Here is a 20,698-nt window from a genome sequence, read left to right as displayed (position 1 = left end):
TCTCCTGACTTGTCTTTATGAATTTCCTCATAGTCACAAACTTCTGACTGTATAAATTGTAACAATATAGACGCCAGCAAGCGCGGTATTGTCCCTAGACGATTCACCAAACGAAGTGCTACACTAGCTTTCGGTTTACGACCATTACCCTGTAGTAAGACTATATCCATATTGAAAATGACTATATTCAACATGACTATGTCTAAAATGGTAATGAAAGTCTAAAATGCCTGTGTCTGAAAATATGACAAAATTATCTAATAATCAATTAGGGAATATTCTATGAAACAGCCTGTACGTGTTGCCGTAACTGGTGCCGCTGGTAATATCAGCTATGCCATGCTTTTTCGTATTGCATCTGGTGAGATGCTAGGTAAAGATCAGCCAATAATTTTGCAATTACTTGAAATCGCTCCAGCACTTGACGCACTTAAAGGTGTGGTCATGGAATTAGAAGACTGTGCATTTCCTTTATTAGCAGGTATCGTGCAAACTGATGATGCTAATATCGCTTTTAAAGATATTGACTATGCATTACTAGTAGGCTCACGTCCTCGTGGCCCAGGTATGGAACGTAAAGACCTGTTAGAGGCCAACGCTGCGATTTTCTCAGCACAAGGTAAAGCACTTAATGATGTCGCAAGCCGTGATGTTAAAGTTCTGGTAGTAGGTAACCCTGCTAATACCAACGCCGTTATCGCTCAGCGTAACGCACCAGATCTAGACCCACGCAATTTCACTGCGATGACTCGTTTGGATCATAACCGCGCAATGGCACAATTGGCTGGCAAAACTGACAGCACCATTAATGATGTGAAAAAGATGATCATCTGGGGCAACCATTCCTCAACTCAGTATCCTGATCTGACTGCTTGCACAGTAAACGGTAAGCCTGCGCTAGATTTAGTAGATCGTGATTGGTACGAAAACACTTATATCCCAGAAGTACAACAACGCGGTGCGGCAATTATTAAAGCACGTGGCGCCTCTTCTGCGGCCTCTGCTGCCAATGCTGCTATTGCACACGTGCGTACGTGGGTAACGGGTACTGAAGACAACGATTGGGTCTCAATGGGCGTTTATTCTAATGGCGAATACGGTATCTCTGAAGGCTTGATTTACTCATTCCCATGTACTTGCAAAAACGGCGACTGGTCTATCGTTGCTGACGTTGATGTGTCATCAGACTTCTCAAAAGAGAAGATGGCTGCCACTGAGCAAGAGCTTAGCGAAGAGCGTGACGCAGTATCACATCTACTACCATAAGTAGATAAACAGCTAGATAAATTGTTAATTTTCTGGCTTGTTATTAAAAAAGCCAGCAATTTGAAGTGAAAAGGCCCTCCTAAGTTTGAGGGCCTTTTTGTATTTTCAACTTTTGCCATTACCTGGACGCTAATATAAAAGACGTTAACATAACTGGTAACGTTGAATAACAGCTTTTAAAATAAGCTTTGCTACAATAAATACGTATTTAAAAGTCTAGATCTAACTTAGATATAAAAAAGCAGATAAACAACAAGCCATAAAAAATAAACCAGCACGACTAATCAACAACCTTCGAGGAGAAAGACGATGTTAGGTGAACCAGATTATACTATTAATGACTTATTTGCCCAGTTAGGATTGGACAGTTCAGATGAAGCTATCGACAATTTCGTTGAAAAACACCAGCTGGCAAAAAGTGAAAAATTGATAGAGTCTAACGTTTGGAATGACAATCAACGTATGTTTTTACAAGAAGAATGGACCAAAGATGCGGCGTGGGTCGAGATTATTGACGATCTGAATGTACGTATGCACCCAGACGCCTAATTGCTCATTATTGGCTGAAATATTCTAAATTAATAAAAATTAGTAATAAAAAACCCACAACGCTCGCGCTTGTGGGTTTTGTTTTCGTATTATATGCAGTTTGCTAATCAGGCTGCTGCGCACGCCATTCAAGTAAATCTGTGACATCGTTATTGATGCCAGATTTTAGCGCCTCAAGACCGTCATAATGACGTTCACCGTGTAAAAAATGCAAAAATCGAACGTGTAATGTTTGTTCATATAAGTCCGCGTGGAACTGCGGGAAATGTACTTCTAGGCGCCAGTCATGTCCTTTATCGACGGACGGTCTGATACCAACACTAGCCGTACCAAATAAGCTATGCGAGCGCAGACCGGCTACCCCTGTCTGTTCATTTTCTGCTAATGTAGTTAGTCCGTTAGGTATGATTTGTCCATACTTATCAAGACCCACCACGTCGACCGCAAAGATACCGTGTAAGGCGGGTTTTAGCCGCGCCAAGTCGATATTAGCAGTTGGGAAGTCCAGGGTACGGCCAATTTTATCACCCCCAATCACTAAGCCAGTGATAGCGTAATCACGGCCAAGTAGCTGATTGGCAGCGGAGATATCACCTGCTAATAATAAATCACGAACGCGGGTAGAGCTGATACGCTCAGCCGTATTGTTATTAATAGGGTTGTCGTCAGTGACCGTATGTAGGTTGGTCACGTGCAAGCCATAGTTACGCAAAAATTGACTGTCACCGGTACGATCATGGCCAAAACGGAAATCATCGCCTAATACTAATGCCTGTACGTTTAAGCGCAGTGCCAAAAGATCAGCGAAAGCTTGTGCAGACAATGAACGAAAATCAGTATCGAAACCTGCTACGATCAAGGTTTCGACCCCGTACTCGGCTAGCAAGGCTTGTTTTTCTGCTAAATTAGTCAGGCGCGCAGGGGCGGTAGCCGGTGCAAAAAATTCGCGTGGCTGTGGTTCGAATATCATTACCGCCGCGCTCAGCTTTTGCTCATTCGCCAATGTGCGCACTTGGGCGAGCATCGCTTGATGACCCAGATGGACACCATCGAAGTTGCCAATAGTAAGCACACAAGGCGCTAACTCTATTAGGCTGGTATCCGTAGGCGCCGTGCTTGGTAACGCAATCAGTTGCTCAAGAAAATAGGTATTCATAAATTTACAGCTATGATTAGACCAAATAAAAAATGAAAAACACATCATTAATAAAAGTTGAGGTGTCTAAAGCCAGCCATTATAAAGTAAAATAGCAATGCTGACATTACTAAAGGCCCATCTTTAACACCCCATTTCTAACGTTCCCTTACTAATACCATCCCCAAAAGCTAAAGATAACGAGGACGACAGATGCAAGCACTACAGTAGTAAGCTTAGAGAGTCTGACAAAGCTAGCCTGCTTTTTAGGTTTGGTATAACTATAAATCACTAATAATGAGAACTATTATGTCTGATATTAACGCTGCGCCGCCTATATTAATGATAGATAAGCTTAATGATCAATTTGTAGTGCAGCGTGCAGGTATTGAGGATTTATCAGCTATTTTGGCCATTTATAACCAAAGTATCGCTGGCAAACAGGCCACGGCCAATTTAGTGCCGGTCACTACTGAGGAACGCGCTGCGTGGTTTGATGATCACCTTAACAATCCTAGCCGTCCGATTTATGTGATTAAAACAATAAATACTATTTTTGAAAGTGATCAAAGTGATCAAAGCGTTCAAATTGATCAGACAAAACCATCACCTACTATTATAGCTTGGGGTAGTTTTAGTGATTTATATGAGCGTATTGCCTACCACATCAGTAGTGAAATTAGTGTTTATTTGCACCAAGACTATCAGGGAAGAGGGCTTGGCAGCTTATTAACCCGCTGGATGCTAACTCAAGCGCCAAGCTTAGGTATTAAAAACGTAGTAGCGCTTGTCTTTGCTCATAACCAACCAAGCCTAGGTTTGTTTTATAAGCTTGGTTTTGAGCAGTGGGGCTACATGCCACAAGTCTGTGATATGCAAGGCTTTATCGCTGACGTGGTCATGCTAGGCAAAACGATAACATCGGATGAATGAGTTTGCAGAGTAAGACAAAAATTAGCCTTATTGCTACTGCTGCTCATCCTTTACGCGTAATGCTTTTAGCCCAAAATTTTCCATTCGCCATTTATTTTTTGTAGCTCATAGGTCAAGGGTGCAGGCTCACTTTGGTCTTTTAGCCTCAGCTCACCTGAGATAGTGGCACGGGTTTTATCGCTATTGTATTTAGTATCCGTAATGCTAACGCCTTCGACTGTCTGCTGGAAAGCATATTGAGTCTTGGCAAGCTCATCAACGAAATTTGCCATATCAACTTTATAATAGCTCGCGGCCTGTTTAACATCGCCATAATATAGAGTATCAAGTGCTTGCTTGACCGTGTCCTCTGGCGTACCTGCTTGGGTAGGATTTTTTACTAGACTTGGCTGCTTATCATCATCTGCTGCTGGATTGGTAACGTCGCTAACCGTAGCGGTGTCCGTCGTGGTCTCATTATCATCGGGGGTAATGGTTTGTTGTTCTGCATCGTTTTTATTATCAGTAGTACTAATCGCTGTCGTTTGGTCCGTCGTCACTGAGTCCTGAGAGGTGACGTCAGCGGTTTCATCCATAGCAACCTCTGTTTCTACGCTATCATTGTTACTACAACCACTTAATAGTAGTCCTGTACTCAATACACCTGTGGCGAGCATCATTGGCAACCGTTGAAACGTTGACTGTTTAGTTGTCATATCAAACCTCAAAATTATTTTATCTATTAATAAGCAATTATGACAACTCTTAGCGTTATTAACAGTCAATAATTCATTGAACCTTGTGCCTGTTTGGTAAAGCGTCGCCAGTTAGTAAAGCGTCGCTAAACAGCCATAACCCATTTAACCATGCTTGAGCTGATGCGGACGAAAACCAGTCGCCAATAATACCGCCCCATACACCGCTGCACCAACGCCGCACATAATGAGCAGCGCAATTAGACGTTGCCACTGTGCCTCGTCGGTAGGGAAGTAAGGCAGCATCACATAAAGTACGCCCACCATGGCACTTGTGGCAATTAAAAACTGAGCAAAGAGCTTTTTCCAATGCGCACCAAAACGGAAAATATCGCGTTTGTGTAAGAAATAATACAACAAGCCAGCATTGACAAAAGAGGCACCAGTAGTCGCCAGTGCCAAACCACCATGTAACGGAATCTCAAGTAAATAAAATATACCAATAAAAATCACACTAAAAATCATGTTGGCAAAGACCGAAATAATACCGATTTTCACTGGCGTTCTAATATCTTGACGCGCAAAAAATGCTGGGGCAAATACTTTAATCAGCATAAAGCCTAAAATACCACCCGCCATGCTACGTAGCGCGAGCGAACTCATTTGCGCATCACGTAAGGTAAATTCACCACGTAAGAATAGCGCTTGCATCAGCACATCAGAGAGTATGAACAATGCTGCTGCAGCGGGTAGACCGACCACAACAATCAGCCGTGCGGCCCAATCGATGGTCTTTTTAAAAGTGATATCATCTTTTTGGGCTTCACTTTTTGATAAACTTGGCAGAATAACCGTACCAATCGCCACCCCAATTAGGCCCAACGGCAGCTCGCTCATACGCTCAGCAGCATATAACCACGAGACCGAACCACCAATCATAAGCGAGGCAAATATGGTGTTGAGTAGCAAGTTAATCTGAGTAACGGATACCCCAAAAATAGCAGGTAGCATCAGCTTTAAAATGCGTTTGACGCCTTCATGCTGGAAATCAATTTTAGGTAGCACCAACAGCTTTTGTTTCGACAACTGCGGCAATTGAATCAATAATTGCAATAATCCTGCAATGGCCACTGCATAGCCGAGCGCCATAATGGGCGTCTCAAACATAGGTGCAAAGACCAGCGCCGCGCCAATCATACAGAGGTTTAATAATACCGGCGCAAAAGCAGGTGCAGCAAAACGTCCGTAGCTTTGTAAAATACCACTGGCAAAAGCGGTCATGGAGATAAATAATAGGTAAGGGAAGGTCAGGCGTAATAGTTCAGCGGTAATAGCAAACTTATCGGGCTGATCGGCAAAGCCAGGGGCAAATAAAGTCACTACCCAGGGTGCCATCAAAATCACCACTACGGTGAGCATCGATAAGATTAGCAATAACGCCCCTGAGGTACGACTAACTAAAATTTGTACCTGCTGTAAGCTATACTTTTCTTTATATTCTGATAACACCGGCACAAAGGCTTGGCTAAAAGCGCCTTCGGCAAACAGACGCCGTAAAAAGTTGGGTATCTTAAAAGCGACCAAAAAGGCATCCATCAGGCCACCTGCCCCGAAGACTCCTAATAAAACGATGTCACGTACCAATCCTAAAACACGCGACAACATGGTCATACTGCTGACAACCATAGTTGAACGAAATAACCGACTTTTTGCCATGAGAGCCTATTGTGCCTATTGGTTTGCTAAGTTGTCTATTAATTTACTAAGGTTAAAAAAACTGACGGATTATAGCATTTTCATAACACGGTGGATAAATGAATTAGGTATGGAATTTAGAGTGTAGAGTGTTAATAAATATAGTTGGTCCACTCTAAAACAGACATACCCTAGCTGGAGAAAATTCCGAAGCCTCTAGAGTGGCGGAGCCGCACAGCAAGCGAGAAAATTTTGCCAACCATACCAGTTGATATTCCACATCTATTTGATTTAGTATTTACTATAGCTAAATTGTTGAGATGTGATGAGCTGTTGAGACACCCTCTCACGCAACCTTGTCCATTCAAAATAATCACCTGGATCGGTCTTACGACCGGGGGCAATATCACTATGACCGGTTAGATGCCGATGGGTCTTAGGATAAGCTTTATATAATTCTGCGACCACTTGCGCCAGTACCTCATATTGGGCGGCGGTAAATGGCACAAAATCTGAGCCTTCAAGCTCAATACCAATGCTATAATCATTACACTCAGGACGACCAAGGTAGCTTGATTTGCCTGCATGCCATGCGCGCTTATTAAAGTTCACAAATTGGGTAATTGCACCATCACGCTCAATAAAAAGATGCGCTGAAACTTCTGCGCCCTGAATAGTCTGAAAATAGGGATGCGCCTGCCACTCTAATTGATTGGTAAATAATGCTTTGACGTAGTGCAAGCCATTAGCGTCACAGGCGCCAAACTCGTTCGGTGGTAAGCTGATATTATGGACGATAATAGCGTCGATACTGATGCCATCCGGACGCGAGTCACTATTCGGTGAGCACAGCCACGTGGCTGCCGACAGGCGACCGTCATTAATGGTCATTAATGAGTCAGTCTGAGACGATTTTGGCATAATATTCTCTTTTATAATGGTTTTTATAGATCTGCTATAAGTGGGCATCGAGTCATTTTTATAATAAGACTTTATATAAGATATAGTTGGTTCATTTTAAAACGGATACCAGCCACACATGAATATCAGCGTATCTTCTTTATTTTATATACAATGTTAATGATAAGCATGGCGAATTCAAAGTTAGTTATTCGTAGCATTTATTCGTGACAGTTAAACATATCCTAATAGCGCTACTAACGTATGAATTATACAATGCGAGATTTTACCTCATGTCGATGAATCTTAAATCCCTATCCGTAGATTGTGTGCTAACCACGATAGGTCAGAGCGCACGATTGCCTTTAGCAATTGCAGGGCTGCTTTTAACTGCGCAGGCCCAGGCATTTTTGCCGACACCGCAATCGGTAGTAACCACAGGTGAATTAGCGCCTACTTTACAGCCAGCTGTGGCAAAACCAAATGCTGCAATAACGACAGCGACTAGCGATGCTAACAATAATACTGATAATAATAACGACACAATGCCTTTGCAAAATACTGAGGCTGAACAGCTACTAACAACATGGCGTCAGCAAGTACAACAAAACAACCTTGCCCAGCATACAACATGGCGACGATTATTATATTTTATTGATGACAAAAAAAGCCTTTTTGGTAAAGGTAAAACTAAAAGTCTCGTCGATGACGAAGACTTTTTTTTAAGTACCAAGGGTCAACAAGACTCAGGCGCTGAACTTGACGCCATGCTGGTCACGCTTGCTAAAGAATTGACAAAGTCCGTTACTAATAATAGTAGCAATATTCAGACCAATAATAACTCTGTATTGTGCCGTTTCCCTGCGCGGGTGCAATGGCTGACAGATACTTTAAACATCGATGATTCGCGCCTACAAGCTGATTGTCCAGAGCTTGATAACTGGATGGCAACTCTAGCCCCTGAGCAACTGTCAGTCATGTTTGCTCAAGAGTATTTAGACAATCCGCTCTCTGCTTTTGCCCATACCTTATTGCGCATTGATTCACCCACCAGTGCGGCAGACCCCAGCCAAATCCATCATGCTTATGCACTCAACGATACGGTCGATGGTAATCCTGATGACCCTTTTGTGATTTATGCAATCAAGTCGATGACGGGTCTTTACAATAATAAGATCGAAATTGACCCTTATCCAAAAAAGCTGGCCAAATACTTACAAGACGATGAGCGTGATACCTGGACGTATCAGTTGGCTTTGACGCCAGCGGAAGTCCGACAAATTATGTCTCACGTCTGGGAAACCAAAGACTTGGCACTACCGTATTACTTCACCACTGATAATTGTGCTTCTGAAATTCTGCGCTTAATTGATGTGGTACGCCCGCAAAAGCATTTGTTGAGCCAGCTGCCTTATGCGGTCATTCCTTCTGATGTGATTCAGCTGTTAAGTGATGAAAATCTGCTAGAAAATAATAACTATACGCCAGCCGATAGCACCGTACGCCAAGCACAGCTTAATGAAGCCAAACAGTCTCGCCAGCAGTTAGGCTATCAAAAGACAACAAAAGCAGCGTTAAATAATATTAAATCAGCGGATATTAATCCAGCATCAAGTATGTCAGCCGATGGTCAATCGCTACTGACGCGTCCTATTAGTGTGGCGGATAATAATCCGTTAGATCGCCATCCGCTACAGCTCGGTCATATCGGTGTTGGGCATCGCGGTGATAATAGCTATATCGATCTCGGACTGCGTGCTGGCTACCATGACAGCCTTGATCGCGCGTCAGGGTTTCCACAGTTTTTTGGTTTAGAAGGTCTGGCCGCCACGTTACGTTTTTATGATACTGATGAAGGAAAGAGCAATAGCAAACCAAAAAGTGTGGTTTTGCAGAATTTTACCTTGATTCGTGGGCGTTCTTTTAACCCTGTCAATTCTGCCAAAAAAGGCAAAACATGGGGCGTGAGTATTGAGGCGACCCGTATCGATGACGGCTCACAAGACAAGGGTCAGTCGCACTTGGTGGGCAGTATAGAGTATGAGACAGGCTGGTCATGGGCATTTGGTACCCCGCGCGTTGGCTCATCGGGACTAGTTACCGGCGAGATGCCGCCGCAGCTGTGCTATACCTTTGCTACTGGCGCGGCACAAGCAGGTCGTGGAATCAATAAAGGCTTTCGGGTTGGGGCAGGGGTGAACGCTGGTTGCCGCTATCAGATTAACAATCAGTTACGTGCGCAAGCTGAATTACAATTGCCATATTGGTATCATGGCGACAGCAACCAGCCTGATGTCCGCGGTCATTATTGGCAGCCGATTACCACGCTTGGTCTACAATATGATATTGATAAAAAGTAGGCGCTACGCCTTAATGCCAATTATGATTGGCAAGATCGTGTCGATGCTAATGACGATATACAGCTCTCATATAGACGTTATTTTTAAGCAGTCCTAAGTATAAAAAATAATATTTTACGTTGCCTAATCAACGGCTTGTAAAGAAGACACCTTTTTAAAAACAGCCTGAAAACACAGTTATAAATAAGGATAGATTATGTCCACTCAAAAATTACTCATTATTGGTCAAGGCGATATTGGCCTACCGGTAACCAATATGCTGGCTCAAGATAAGGTGGCAGTCACGGGATTGGCACGTAGTGAACGTGAACATTATGCCCTAGATAATGAAGCTGACTTTATCCAAGCGGATGCACTAACACTTAGCGCCGAGCAATTACAGAGTTTTACGCGTATTGCCATTATTGTGACTCCTGATGAGTATTCGACTAGCGGTTATAACGACAGCTATTTAAGTATTTGTCAGCACTTAGCAACGCTTGCGAATACATTAGAAGCGCTTGAACGGGTAGTGTTTATCTCCTCAACCGGTGTTTATGGGCAAGACGATGGGCAATGGATCGATGAGCATACCGCGCCTGTTACCCCTGAACGTGATGCGTCAAAGGTGATATTGCAAGCAGAACAAGCGTTGCAACAAGGGTTTGGTGAAAAGGCTATTGTCATTCGTCCGAGTGGTATTTATGGCCGGGAGCGGTTGATGCGTCTGCGTAAAGCCAAAGAGTCACAAAAAGATCCTATAGCAGCTGAGAGCTGGAGCAACCGTATTATGGATCGCGATTTGGTGACGATTGTTACCAAAGTGCTAATGATAGATGCACCAAAGCCCATCTATCTTGCCACTGATTATCTGCCGGTGACCACGTTTGAGCTGACTACTTGGCTCAGTAAGCAAGTAGGTGAGACACCGCCAGAAGTTGATAGTAAGAAAATATCAGTTACAGGTAAACGTCTACACAGCAATATTCCGCTAGCTTGGCTAAATTATCCTGATTGGCAGGCAGGTTATCGTGATATCTTGCAGCAGCAAGAATGAGATAGCAGACTGGTATAATTAGTCGCTTTAATGCTACTACTTAATGCTATTAAAGGTTGATTATTGTATTTGACCTTTATTTTGTCTGTTTTGTTTTTATAACTGCTTTTCAGTTTTAGTTTTAGTTTTAGTTTTATATTTTATAGCCTATGGAGATTTCATGACCCAGCCATTTACTTCTGAAGATCGTTTATCTAGCGCCCCGTTATTATCAGGGCAGGGTAAGGGTGCAGAAGGCAGCGTTGGGCGATTATCTAATCTGCCGGATAGCGAGCAGCCTGCTATTGTGCACCCTAACTTTGATCCCAACCAAACGCCCCTCGATCCCGCTCGTCCGCTTCGAGACATTCCAGAGCCAACGCGCCGTGGCAATGGTCAGCTGCGCCGCCTTTATGGTAAATCAGTGCGTTTTACTCAGCCGAATGAGGATTCGCTATCTAAGTGGCGACTGATCGGCTCTGAGGCATTGGCTGAGCATTTAGCGCTGTTGAATGCTGCTAAGCTGATTACGCTGCCCGATAGTTTTTATCGTAATTATAGCGAGCAGCCCTTATTGTCTTCGCTTGAGCACATGACCTTGCTGGATATGGCAGATATTCAGCGCGCTGTCAGACATTATCCCAATCTTAACCGTTATGGTTTTACGGAATCTGAAACTACGGTCGATGACAAAAAAAATAAACTACAAAAAACAGCCAATAGCTATGACCCTGATGAGTTGCTCAGTAGTTTGTATGCAGATGATTGGCAAGTGATATTGCAGCCACAACAGTTTGAAGGCGGTGAGGGCAGCTTAGCAACCGATATTATGGCTTGTAGTGTGGCGGTCCATGCATTGAAGCAATGTCCTACCCGAAAAAGCATCAATCAAAGTTATAGCGCGGGACAAATCTGTGAATACGTTCGCAGCTATTTGCTTAGTCAGTTATCTATAGCACCGATGCAGCGCAATCAATATCGACAAATTCGACTGTTTGCAGGGCACATCATTGTTGCCGCTTATCATTTGGGCTGGGATGTTCAAATACGCGCTGATGGAGAATGTTACTTTAATATCTCATCACGTTGTGGTCTGCTGACCCGCTATGCCAATATGCCCGATTACCATATCAATGGTTGGTCAATCTGAATAATAATGCGTACAATAACGCAAATTTTTTGCTGATCTATTTCTCGATTGGCTGATCAACTTTTTGTTTATAAGGAAGGCTCATGCATCCCACTTCGTTTTCATCTCATGACTTTATCCAGTTGGCTTTAGACAATAAGGTGCTTAAGTTTGGCGAGTTTATTCTAAAGTCTGGACGTATTAGTCCTTATTTCTTTAACGCAGGCTTATTAGCGACTGGTGAGATGCTATCGCTATTGGCACGCGGTTATGCTGAAGCGTTAGCTGAACAAATGACTGCTAATAATAATGACGCTGATAGTGCTAGTAATAAAGAATTAGTCATCTTTGGCGCTGCCTATAAAGGCATTCCGTTTGTGGCTGCCACCGCGCAAGCATTGTGGCTACATCATGGTATCAATGCCGAATGGGGTTATAACCGCAAAGAAGTCAAAATCCACGGTGAGGGCGGTAATTTAGTCGGTGCTGATGTCAGTAATAAATCGGTGTGGATACTTGATGACGTCATCACTGCTGGGACGGCTATGCGTGAAGTCATCGATATTTTAGAGCAAGCAGGCGCCAGTGTTGCCGGCATTATCGTTGCTTTAGATCGTAAAGAAAAAGGTTTGGCTGAGCATTCTGCTATTCAAGAGTTAGTAGCAACCTTGCAAGTACCGGTACGCGCCCTAGTAAATATGGATGATTTAATCGGTTATCTTGCTGATGGGAGTAGTCAGTATAAAGACGCGACCCAACTTGCAAGAATGCAGCATTATCGTGCGCAATACGGCGTATAAATTGCCGTAAACATATGGCGTATTGCTGACGTCTTTGTATACGTGTCGTATTATTAATAACAACAACATCAAGTAAGCGAGTCTTATCATGAGCCAATTAAACACTAAAAAATCTTTGCCTAGCCGCTCTTTGAATATCTTAGTCATTATGGATCCTATCGAGCAGGTCAATTATAAAAAAGATACCAGCTTGGCGATGATGTGGTCGGCTCAAGATCGTGGGCACACGTTGGGCTATTGTCAAATTCATGACTTATGGCTTGATCGTGGTCAGTTGATGACAGACTCGCAACCAGTAACGGTGCAGCGTGATCCTCAGGATTTCTATGCTTTAGGTGAAAAAGGCACTGGTCCGGTTAGCGACTATGATGTGATCTTAATGCGTAAAGATCCGCCGTTTGATATGCGCTTTATTTATGCCACTTATATGCTTGATCATGCCAAGGCCGCAGGCGTACTAGTCGTCAATGACCCGCAAGCCATTAGGGATTGTAATGAAAAGCTGTTTGCGACTTGGTTTAGTGACTATATGAGCCCAACGATTGTGACCAGTAAACAAGCACATATTCGTCAATTTATCACTGATCAGCGAGACGTAATCGTTAAGCCACTTGATGGTATGGGCGGCACAGGAATATTTCGTCTGACCGCAGACAGCCCAAATATCGGAGTAACGCTGGAGATATTGACCGAACTTGAGACCTTACCGATTATGGCCCAACGTTATTTGCCAGAGATTAAAGAAGGTGACAAGCGCGTATTGATTGTCGATGGGGTGGTAGTAGATTATTGCCTAGCGCGTATTCCGGTTAAAGGTGAGACCCGCGGTAATTTAGCAGCAGGTGGCAGCGGGGTGGCAATGCCATTAACCGAAGTTGAGCGCCAAGTAGCACAAGCAGTCGCGCCAATTGTTAAAGAAAAGGGTTTGATGTTTGTTGGATTAGATTTAATCGGTGGCCGTATTACCGAGATTAATGTCACCAGTCCTACTTGTGTACGTGAGATTGATGATCAATGCGACACTGATATTGCGACCGACTTGATAGTTGCGATAGAGGCACGCTGTTAGAGACGTATTTTGAAAGAAGAGAGGTTGTTAGAGTAGAAGTAGGATGTTTTTTATTGTCTGTCAATACAGTCACTTAAGCATCAATTATTCTGTCATTTAATCTATAAAACACTGTATATATGAGGATGATTTCCTCTATACTATGCGGGATTTGACATTGTGGTTGCTTACTGGGTTTCATAAGCCTTAACGTGACTACTCAATTTCGTAAAGTTAATGGCGTAAAGTTAATGGCGCAAAGTGATGCGCTTAAAATCTAATATTAATGAATAAAGATAAGAAAGGCAGAGGGTAATGAAAACACCGCATATATTAATGATGGCCGCTGGCACGGGCGGGCATGTCTTTCCAGCGCTTGCGGTTAGTGAGGCGTTGACTCAGCGCGGTGCGGTCATTCATTGGCTTGGTACAGAAAATGGTATGGAAAATGGCTTGGTCGAACCAGCTGGCTATACGTTTCATGCTATTGCTATGCAAGGTTTGCGTGGTAAAGGGGTAGGGCGACTGCTCAAAATGCCAGTGACTTTATTATCAGCAACTATGGCCGTCATTAAAATTATTCGCAGTAATAAGATTGATATGGTAGTAGGTTTTGGTGGTTATGTGACCGCGCCTGGCGGGATTGCTGCGCGCATGACGGGCACGCCGCTGATTATTCATGAGCAAAATGCGATTGCGGGTATGAGCAATCGTTACTTGGCTAAAATATCTACTAAGGTGTTGCAAGCTTTTGAGAATACCTTTGCCAATAGTCAGCTTGATGCTAAGTTTAGTACTAAGCTTGAAACTGTTGGCAATCCGGTGCGCAATGCTATTACTGGCGTTGCTGCGCCATCTGCTCGTTATGATGTCATGGATAAGTCTCCACTACGATTATTAGTTGTAGGTGGCTCATTGGGTGCGCAAGTTTTAAATGACACCGTTCCCAAAGCATTAGCGTTGACAGCTCGCCCATTTGAGGTACGTCATCAATGTGGGCGTAATAATGAAACGCAAACGCAAGCGACTTATGACAGCGAAGATTTAAGCCAACACCAGATCACTGTGCAACCTTTTATCGATGATATGGCAGTCGCTTATAATTGGGCAGATGTCATTGTCTGCCGTGCTGGCGCGTTGACGGTTACCGAAATTCAAAACGTCGGTATAGCGGCAATTTTTGTACCACTGCCAAGTGCCGTCGATGATCACCAAACGGCTAACGCTCGCACTCTAACATTGCATGATGCCGCCATTTTATTACCGCAAGCTGAGCTGACACCTCAGCGTTTAAGTAATGAGCTTGCTGCTTTTGATCGGCGTACTTGCTTGGAGATGGCAGAGAAAGGTCATGCTATTGCCAATCGTAGCGCCAGTCAACAAGTCGCGAATATTATTTGGCAAGCGCTGTAGCAAACGTGATGAGTTGAGCGTCCATTGTCATGACTGTTTGTTTTTATATTCGATGCACCCGTATTTATTATTCCTTAATAAAGAGAGAATTCTATGTCCCCAACCACTTCTGCTAATGCCGTATCTGCTGCGCCCATCACGAAAGCTTTGCCTAAACGTCTGATTGAGATTCCAGAGATGCGCCGCATTCAGCATTTGCACTTTGTAGGTATTGGTGGTTCAGGAATGTGCGGTATTGCTGAGGTGATGAGCAATCAAGGCTATCAAGTAAGTGGCTCAGATATTACCGAAAGCCCAGTGACCAAGCGTTTACAGGACATTGGTATCGAGATATTTATCGGACATGACTCTAAAAATATCGAGCATGCTGACGTGATAGTAGTGTCATCCGCAATTGATCGCAGCAATCCGGAAATTAAAGCGGCGCTTAAAGCGCGTCTGCCGGTAGTACGCCGCGCTGATATGCTTGGTGAACTAATGCGCTATCGCCACGGCATTGCAGTGGCTGGCGCGCATGGTAAAACCACCACCACCAGTTTGTTGACTACCATGCTTGCTGAAGGACAGCTGGACCCAACCTATGTGATTGGCGGTAAGCTTAATGCTTCCGGTAAAAATGCGGCGCTGGGTAGTAGCCGGTTTTTAGTCGCTGAAGCAGACGAGTCAGACGCGTCATTTTTATCGCTGCATCCGATGGCAGCGATTGTGACCAATATTGACCAAGACCATATGGAAACTTATGAGAACAGCTTTGAGAAGTTGAAAGCGGCTTATATCCAGTTTTTACAAAACATGCCATTTTACGGTCTCGCTGTAGTCTGCGGTGATGACCCGGAACTGTATGCGATGATTGATGATATCGCACGTCCGGTATTGACCTTTGGACTTGAGCCTTTCAACGATGTACAGGCGATTGATGTGATCGTCGAAGGTACCAAAACCCACTTTACCGTTCTGCGCCGCGATCATGAGCCTCTGCGCCTGACCTTAAATATTCCTGGGATTCATAACGTTTATAATGCGCTGGCTGCCATTACCATGGCAACTGACGAAGGTGTTGATGATGAGGCCATTAAGCGCGCGTTACAAAAATTTGAAGGCGTCGGTCGACGCTTTGAACAGCATCCTTCAGTTGCCATCGATGGTGGCGACATATTATTAATTGATGATTACGGTCATCATCCTAGAGAAGTCGATGCCACCATTAAGGCAGCGCGTCAAAGTTTCCCTGAGCGCCGTTTAGTGATGCTATTTCAGCCGCACCGCTATAGCCGTACCCGCGATTGCTTTGATGACTTTGTCGAAGTGCTTTCTAGTGTCGATGAGCTCTTGTTATTAGACGTCTATTCAGCAGGCGAAAGCCCCATTGCCGGTGCAGATACTAAATCACTGGCACGTAGTATTCGCTTACGCGGCGTGGTTGAGCCCACTATTATTGATAAAGACAATATTGCGCCAGTCATGCAACGTTTGTTACAAGCGAATGATATGCTTCTTACCCAAGGTGCTGGAAATATAGGTCAAATTGCGACTGACTTGGCCGCCAATGCTTTATATATTAAATAACTACTTAAAATAAATTATATCCTAATAGCTATATACAGAGTTATACCCATAAAATTATTCGTAGCTTGATAATATTGTGCCTATTAATGGTGCCCATTAAGATATCAGGCAAAGCATCAAGAAAATATTAGGAACTACATTAGGAACCATCGTCATGACCAGTAATAGCAACAGCAATAATAAAACAAATAATGAAGCTTCTAATGATCTAACTGGCAAAGATCTAACTGATAACAATCAGGATTGGGGTGCGGTTAATATTATCAACCCAGAGTCCGCACTGGCTGCTGCTGCTCAAACTGAGCAAGATGATAAGAAAGTACCAAGTGATGAGCAGAGTCAAAATACAGTAGTAGCTTCTAAGCCAGCGTTAGATGCTAGTGTGTTTGGCAAAGTAGCCGTTGTTTATGGTGGTAACAGTAACGAGCGTAGCGTGTCCTTAGATAGCGGCGCGGCTGTATTGCAAGCTCTCCAAAATCAAGGCGTTGATGCCACCCATTATGATCCGAAGCATCAAGATATTGCTGAGCTGCGCGATTATGATCGTGTGTTTAACGTCTTGCATGGTCGCGGCGGTGAAGATGGCTTGCTACAAGGGGTATTGCAGTGGCTGGATATTCCGCAGACAGGATCAGGTATCTTAGCATCGGCACTGGGTATGGATAAAATACGTACCAAGCAGCTATGGCAAGGGTGCGGCTTATCGACCGCGCCGTTTTCATTGCTTACTGCCAACACCGATTGGCAGCAAGTGGTTAATATGCTGGGGCTGCCGCTGATTATCAAGCCAGTACATGAAGGCTCAAGTATTGGCATGACTAAGGTTAATCATCTTGATGAGCTTCCTGCCGCCTATGCAACTGCGGTTCAATGCGGCGATGCGGTGATGGCAGAGCGCTGGATTACCGGACGCGAATTTACCATCGTTATTGTTGATGATGAGGCTTATCCGGTCATTCGTCTAGAACCTGCTGACATTACCAACTTTTATGATTTTGAAGCTAAGTATAATCGTGATGATACCAGCTACTATATCCCTTGCGGCTTAAGCACCGCTGACGAAAAACATCTACAAGACTTGAGCCTTGCCGCTTTTCGCGCTGTTGATGCCAAAGGCTGGGGACGTATCGATGCGATGCAAGACGAGGCTGGCAACTTTTGGCTGCTCGAGATTAATACCGTACCAGGCATGACTAGCCATAGCTTAGTCCCTATGGCAGCCAAAGCTCGTGGTATGGATTTTGACACCTTATGCTGGCATATCCTAGCGCAGACTCTATAGTAATCTAAAACGGCTTATAGCAATTACTATAGTGACTAGGTCAGCGCAATGAGAAAATGGCAGTTGCAAGAACCAGTAGCGATTGTTCAAAAAACTAAATATTTAGCGGAACGAAAATGGATAAGAAAGACGTTTAATGTATCGCTAGCCCTGCTATACCACAGCGTCATGTAATCTTGTGTAAATTCGTTAGTCATAGTATGGGTTAAGCTATTGTTTCACTGTAAAATACGTTAATATTGTAATGATTGGTCTACTTTGGTGGCATTTATATTAATTTGTAAGTTTTTCTTACAAGATAGACAAGTAAAAAATTTTAATGAAACTCATTAGTTGGACTAATAATGCTTTCTCAGTAATATTTAATGACTAAGTTATTTAATGATTAAGCTATCAAATAACTAAACTATCAAATGATCAAGAAATCAGAATCTTAAATAAAAATAGTAGCAACATACTGGCGTCTGTTAAAGATAAATAGACAAATATAAGCAAATAGTGCCTATCAAGCATAGGCGAATATAGGAATAAAGGTCACTATGGCTCAAACTGTCAACGACGTAACTGACTTGATGAGTGATAAGACCCGTCGTCCGAAAGCCAGTTTCCAAATACCAATTGCCATTAAATATTTTTTTATGATGTTGGTAGTAGGAATGTTGTTGTTAATATTGATAATGGGCGGTAAAGCGTTACGTGATGCGCCGCCTGCAGCTATTCATGTTAGCACTCAAGGCCTGACCGCCACTCAATACCAAGCCCTACAGCGGGTAATGGGCCAGCAGAGAGTGAGTAGTTTCTTTACCTCTGATTTGCAGGTGTTAAGAGACATCACTATGGGTCTTTCTTGGGTCGATCAAGTTAGTATAACCCGTGATTGGCAAAGCGGCATTGTGGTTAGGGCCTTGCCCAAGCAAGCAGTGGCTAATTTTGGCACAGAGCGGCTGGTTGATGCTAAGGGGACAGTATTTGTACCCGCTGATGACCGAGAGCTGACCCAAGTTCAGTTTGCTACCTTGCAAGGCGAGATGACCCAAGCGCCAGTTATTATGCAACAAATGCAGCAAATAAATGGTTGGTATGCGCCACTTGATATGCGGGTTGAAGACATTATTTTATCCCCACGGATGACTTGGCTAATTCGCTTTGATAATGGACTTCGTGTTATCGTTGATAATGAAAATACCGCGCAAAAGTTGCTGAATTTAAGTCAGCTGCTCGGTAACCAATTAAATACTCGTCGCGATGATATGCAATCGATAGATTTACGTTATAAAAATGGTTTCACTATTGCTTGGAATATTAAAGCGCCGCAGACGGAAACTTCTGATGAGTAGCCAGCACCCTAATTTATGTAGATAGTCTAAATAAATAGTATAGGTTGATAGTATAGATTAATTATTTAACATAAGAATCTTGCTTTCGATATCACAGCGTTTTATAGCGTTCATTCTAATGACTTAACAGGGACGTCATCCAGCCTCCTGTTTAGCGATAATTTGTTTGGTACCATGAAAAATACTGAAAATCTGGTTGTTGTTCATCTAAGTGCCACGGCAGTCTATGCCGTCATTGGCAGTGTTGTCTCTGCAAAAGACATTCGTATTATGGGTGTGGGACAAGTTAAAAACAGTGACTTTTATCAAGGTCAAATCAAACATCGTGAACGCTTACAAGGCGCGATCAAACAAGCCATCCAAGAAGCGGAAGATACTGCAAATTGCCGTGTGCACAGCGTTTGGCTGACCTTAGCAACGCCTGAATTATCTAGTAAAAATAGTGCCGGTCATGTGGACGTAGAGGATGAAGTGGTGCGCGCTCAAGATATGGTACAAGCCTTATCTAATGCTAAGTTGCAAGATCTACCTTCTGATTATTATTTGATGCATTGTTGTCAGCAAGGCATTTATGTTGATGACCAAGAGTTCATGGTTGATGATGCGATTGAAACAGTGGCGCACAATATCACTGTGATGTATCACATGATGATGCTGCCTGTCGCCAGCCGTCAAAATATACAAAAACTATTACAAAGCTGTGATGTCGGAATTGATCATATTGTTTTCGATGCCGTTACCAGCGCCGAATATAGCCTTATGGCAGAAGAACGTCAGCAAGGTGTTTGCTTGGTAGATATTGGCGCCAGTAGTACCAGTATCTGTGTTTATAAAGAGAATAAACTGATCTTTACCCATTGTGTGGCAACGGGTAGTCATGAAGTGACAATGGATATCTCAGCAGATATCGGTATTTCGATGATAGAAGCTGAGAAACTTAAAAAGTCTCATGGTACCGTTGATGTCCATAGCGTAGATCCCAGCTCGTTTTTTATATTTAGACCACAAGGCTTAAGCGATGAGATTAATGTCAATGTGTATAATTTGGCACGAATCATTGAAGCGCGTTATATCCGAATTTTTACTGAAGTGGCTCGCCAGTTGCATGAGGCCGATCTGCTAAGTTATATTGATCGCGGTATCGTACTTACTGGCGGTGGCAGTAGCATTAAAGGTATGGTGCCGTTTGCCAAAAAACTGCTTAAAATGTCAGTAGTATTGACCAATACTCATCCTGACATTAGTGCTTACAACCATTTTGATAATGATGAATCGTTTAAGCAACTCAATAATCAGGTTAATGACCGTGCCTACTATACGGCTTTTGGTACCTTATTATATAGCCAAAGCGAGCAGTTTCGCCACAGTGAAAAAAGCGAGCCTGAAGCCATTCAGAAAGGCCGAGTAAAAGGTGTGTTTCAAAGTGCAGGGCAGCGTTTTACTCGGGTACTCAAAAAAATATTGTAATAATATCTTCAAAAGTGCTTTGATAATGAAGACAGCACTTTACGAGATGTACTCAGGTTATGACATTCAGATCATGCAACAGTGTGAAGAGCGATGTCAAAATCAAGGTTACAAGCAACAATGATATAT

Annotated in this window: 17 protein-coding genes; 13 read left to right on the top strand and 4 right to left on the bottom strand. The window is 43.3% G+C overall.

The features are described from left to right. The first annotated feature begins 282 nt into the window (after positions 1 to 282). Together U1P77_RS08670 and U1P77_RS08665 are read left to right on the top strand one after the other, a co-directional pair. Positions 283 to 1,266, top strand: coding sequence for a malate dehydrogenase (locus U1P77_RS08670; protein ID WP_321154633.1), 984 nt, complete (start codon positions 283 to 285; stop codon positions 1,264 to 1,266). A gap of 309 nt (positions 1,267 to 1,575) precedes the next feature. Further along, the gene (locus U1P77_RS08665) at positions 1,576 to 1,815 is read left to right on the top strand and encodes a DUF2789 family protein (RefSeq protein ID WP_321154632.1); all 240 of its coding nucleotides are present in this window, start codon (positions 1,576 to 1,578) and stop codon (positions 1,813 to 1,815) included. A 103-nt stretch (positions 1,816 to 1,918) separates the two neighbouring features. Here U1P77_RS08665 and ribF read toward each other — a convergent pair whose 3' ends face one another. Next, positions 1,919 to 2,971: a riboflavin biosynthesis protein RibF gene (ribF, locus tag U1P77_RS08660; protein ID WP_321154631.1), complete on the bottom strand. Its 1,053-nt coding sequence runs from the start codon at positions 2,969 to 2,971 to the stop codon at positions 1,919 to 1,921. A gap of 288 nt (positions 2,972 to 3,259) precedes the next feature. On the opposite strand from ribF, the gene U1P77_RS08655 reads away from it, so the two are divergent. After that, a complete protein-coding gene (locus U1P77_RS08655) occupies positions 3,260 to 3,883 on the top strand; it encodes a GNAT family N-acetyltransferase (protein ID WP_321154630.1) in 624 nt (207 codons plus the stop codon). Between the two features lie 65 nt (positions 3,884 to 3,948). On the opposite strand, the gene U1P77_RS08650 is transcribed toward U1P77_RS08655, so the two are convergent. The 3 genes from U1P77_RS08650 to ampD all read right to left on the bottom strand — a co-directional run bounded on the left by U1P77_RS08650 (position 3,949) and on the right by ampD (position 7,173). Next, positions 3,949 to 4,578, bottom strand: coding sequence for a hypothetical protein (locus U1P77_RS08650; RefSeq protein WP_321154629.1), 630 nt, complete (start codon positions 4,576 to 4,578; stop codon positions 3,949 to 3,951). Between the two features lie 144 nt (positions 4,579 to 4,722). Then, the gene (gene murJ / locus U1P77_RS08645) at positions 4,723 to 6,273 is read right to left on the bottom strand and encodes a murein biosynthesis integral membrane protein MurJ (protein WP_321154628.1); all 1,551 of its coding nucleotides are present in this window, start codon (positions 6,271 to 6,273) and stop codon (positions 4,723 to 4,725) included. A 270-nt stretch (positions 6,274 to 6,543) separates the two neighbouring features. Beyond that, positions 6,544 to 7,173, bottom strand: coding sequence for a 1,6-anhydro-N-acetylmuramyl-L-alanine amidase AmpD (gene ampD / locus U1P77_RS08640; protein ID WP_321154627.1), 630 nt, complete (start codon positions 7,171 to 7,173; stop codon positions 6,544 to 6,546). Positions 7,174 to 7,445: 272 nt separating this feature from the next. On the opposite strand from ampD, the gene U1P77_RS08635 reads away from it, so the two are divergent. From U1P77_RS08635 to ftsA, 10 genes are all read left to right on the top strand, one after another. Beyond that, complete coding sequence (locus U1P77_RS08635) at positions 7,446 to 9,512, top strand: Lnb N-terminal periplasmic domain-containing protein (protein WP_321154626.1); 2,067 nt, start codon at positions 7,446 to 7,448, stop codon at positions 9,510 to 9,512. Positions 9,513 to 9,708: 196 nt separating this feature from the next. Beyond that, entirely contained in the window at positions 9,709 to 10,548 is an 840-nt protein-coding gene (locus U1P77_RS08630; protein ID WP_321154625.1) for an SDR family oxidoreductase, read from the top strand. A gap of 160 nt (positions 10,549 to 10,708) precedes the next feature. Then, positions 10,709 to 11,677, top strand: a complete 969-nt coding sequence (locus U1P77_RS08625; RefSeq protein WP_321154624.1) for a hypothetical protein — start codon at positions 10,709 to 10,711, stop codon at positions 11,675 to 11,677. Between the two features lie 83 nt (positions 11,678 to 11,760). After that, a complete protein-coding gene (pyrE, locus tag U1P77_RS08620; protein ID WP_321154623.1) occupies positions 11,761 to 12,456 on the top strand; it encodes an orotate phosphoribosyltransferase in 696 nt (231 codons plus the stop codon). Positions 12,457 to 12,544: 88 nt separating this feature from the next. Beyond that, positions 12,545 to 13,525: a glutathione synthase gene (gene gshB / locus U1P77_RS08615; RefSeq protein WP_321154622.1), complete on the top strand. Its 981-nt coding sequence runs from the start codon at positions 12,545 to 12,547 to the stop codon at positions 13,523 to 13,525. A gap of 294 nt (positions 13,526 to 13,819) precedes the next feature. Then, a complete protein-coding gene (gene murG / locus U1P77_RS08610) occupies positions 13,820 to 14,917 on the top strand; it encodes an undecaprenyldiphospho-muramoylpentapeptide beta-N-acetylglucosaminyltransferase (RefSeq protein ID WP_321154621.1) in 1,098 nt (365 codons plus the stop codon). 93 nt (positions 14,918 to 15,010) lie between these two features. After that, a complete protein-coding gene (murC, locus tag U1P77_RS08605) occupies positions 15,011 to 16,483 on the top strand; it encodes a UDP-N-acetylmuramate--L-alanine ligase (RefSeq protein ID WP_321154620.1) in 1,473 nt (490 codons plus the stop codon). A 154-nt stretch (positions 16,484 to 16,637) separates the two neighbouring features. Continuing rightward, the gene (locus U1P77_RS08600; RefSeq protein ID WP_321154619.1) at positions 16,638 to 17,765 is read left to right on the top strand and encodes a D-alanine--D-alanine ligase; all 1,128 of its coding nucleotides are present in this window, start codon (positions 16,638 to 16,640) and stop codon (positions 17,763 to 17,765) included. 539 nt (positions 17,766 to 18,304) lie between these two features. Further along, on the top strand, positions 18,305 to 19,102 hold the full coding sequence (locus U1P77_RS08595) for a cell division protein FtsQ/DivIB (protein WP_321154618.1): 798 nt from the start codon (positions 18,305 to 18,307) through the stop codon (positions 19,100 to 19,102). A gap of 174 nt (positions 19,103 to 19,276) precedes the next feature. Beyond that, positions 19,277 to 20,569: a cell division protein FtsA gene (gene ftsA / locus U1P77_RS08590; RefSeq protein ID WP_321154617.1), complete on the top strand. Its 1,293-nt coding sequence runs from the start codon at positions 19,277 to 19,279 to the stop codon at positions 20,567 to 20,569. The last annotated feature ends 129 nt before the right edge of the window (positions 20,570 to 20,698 follow it).

Source organism: Psychrobacter sp. LV10R520-6 (genome assembly GCF_900182925.1).
Classification (GTDB): Bacteria; Pseudomonadota; Gammaproteobacteria; order Pseudomonadales; family Moraxellaceae; genus Psychrobacter.
The sequence above is the reverse complement of the archived record's forward strand: the minus strand, read 5'-3'. Positions and strand labels throughout refer to the sequence as shown.

Bases quoted from the DNA above. Each gene is read 5' to 3' on its own strand.
- ribF (WP_321154631.1), bottom strand. From the start codon at position 2,971: ATGAATACCTATTTTCTTGAGCAACTGATTGCGTTACCAAGCACGGCG.
- U1P77_RS08655 (WP_321154630.1), top strand. From the start codon at position 3,260: ATGTCTGATATTAACGCTGCGCCGCCTATATTAATGATAGATAAGCTT.
- U1P77_RS08625 (WP_321154624.1), top strand. From the start codon at position 10,709: ATGACCCAGCCATTTACTTCTGAAGATCGTTTATCTAGCGCCCCGTTA.
- gshB (WP_321154622.1), top strand. From the start codon at position 12,545: ATGAGCCAATTAAACACTAAAAAATCTTTGCCTAGCCGCTCTTTGAAT.
- U1P77_RS08600 (WP_321154619.1), top strand. From the start codon at position 16,638: ATGACCAGTAATAGCAACAGCAATAATAAAACAAATAATGAAGCTTCT.
- U1P77_RS08665 (WP_321154632.1), top strand. From the start codon at position 1,576: ATGTTAGGTGAACCAGATTATACTATTAATGACTTATTTGCCCAGTTA.
- U1P77_RS08595 (WP_321154618.1), top strand. From the start codon at position 18,305: ATGGCTCAAACTGTCAACGACGTAACTGACTTGATGAGTGATAAGACC.
- ampD (WP_321154627.1), bottom strand. From the start codon at position 7,173: ATGCCAAAATCGTCTCAGACTGACTCATTAATGACCATTAATGACGGT.
- U1P77_RS08670 (WP_321154633.1), top strand. From the start codon at position 283: ATGAAACAGCCTGTACGTGTTGCCGTAACTGGTGCCGCTGGTAATATC.
- U1P77_RS08635 (WP_321154626.1), top strand. From the start codon at position 7,446: ATGTCGATGAATCTTAAATCCCTATCCGTAGATTGTGTGCTAACCACG.
- U1P77_RS08650 (WP_321154629.1), bottom strand. From the start codon at position 4,578: ATGACAACTAAACAGTCAACGTTTCAACGGTTGCCAATGATGCTCGCC.
- U1P77_RS08630 (WP_321154625.1), top strand. From the start codon at position 9,709: ATGTCCACTCAAAAATTACTCATTATTGGTCAAGGCGATATTGGCCTA.
- ftsA (WP_321154617.1), top strand. From the start codon at position 19,277: ATGAAAAATACTGAAAATCTGGTTGTTGTTCATCTAAGTGCCACGGCA.
- murJ (WP_321154628.1), bottom strand. From the start codon at position 6,273: ATGGCAAAAAGTCGGTTATTTCGTTCAACTATGGTTGTCAGCAGTATG.
- pyrE (WP_321154623.1), top strand. From the start codon at position 11,761: ATGCATCCCACTTCGTTTTCATCTCATGACTTTATCCAGTTGGCTTTA.
- murG (WP_321154621.1), top strand. From the start codon at position 13,820: ATGAAAACACCGCATATATTAATGATGGCCGCTGGCACGGGCGGGCAT.
- murC (WP_321154620.1), top strand. From the start codon at position 15,011: ATGTCCCCAACCACTTCTGCTAATGCCGTATCTGCTGCGCCCATCACG.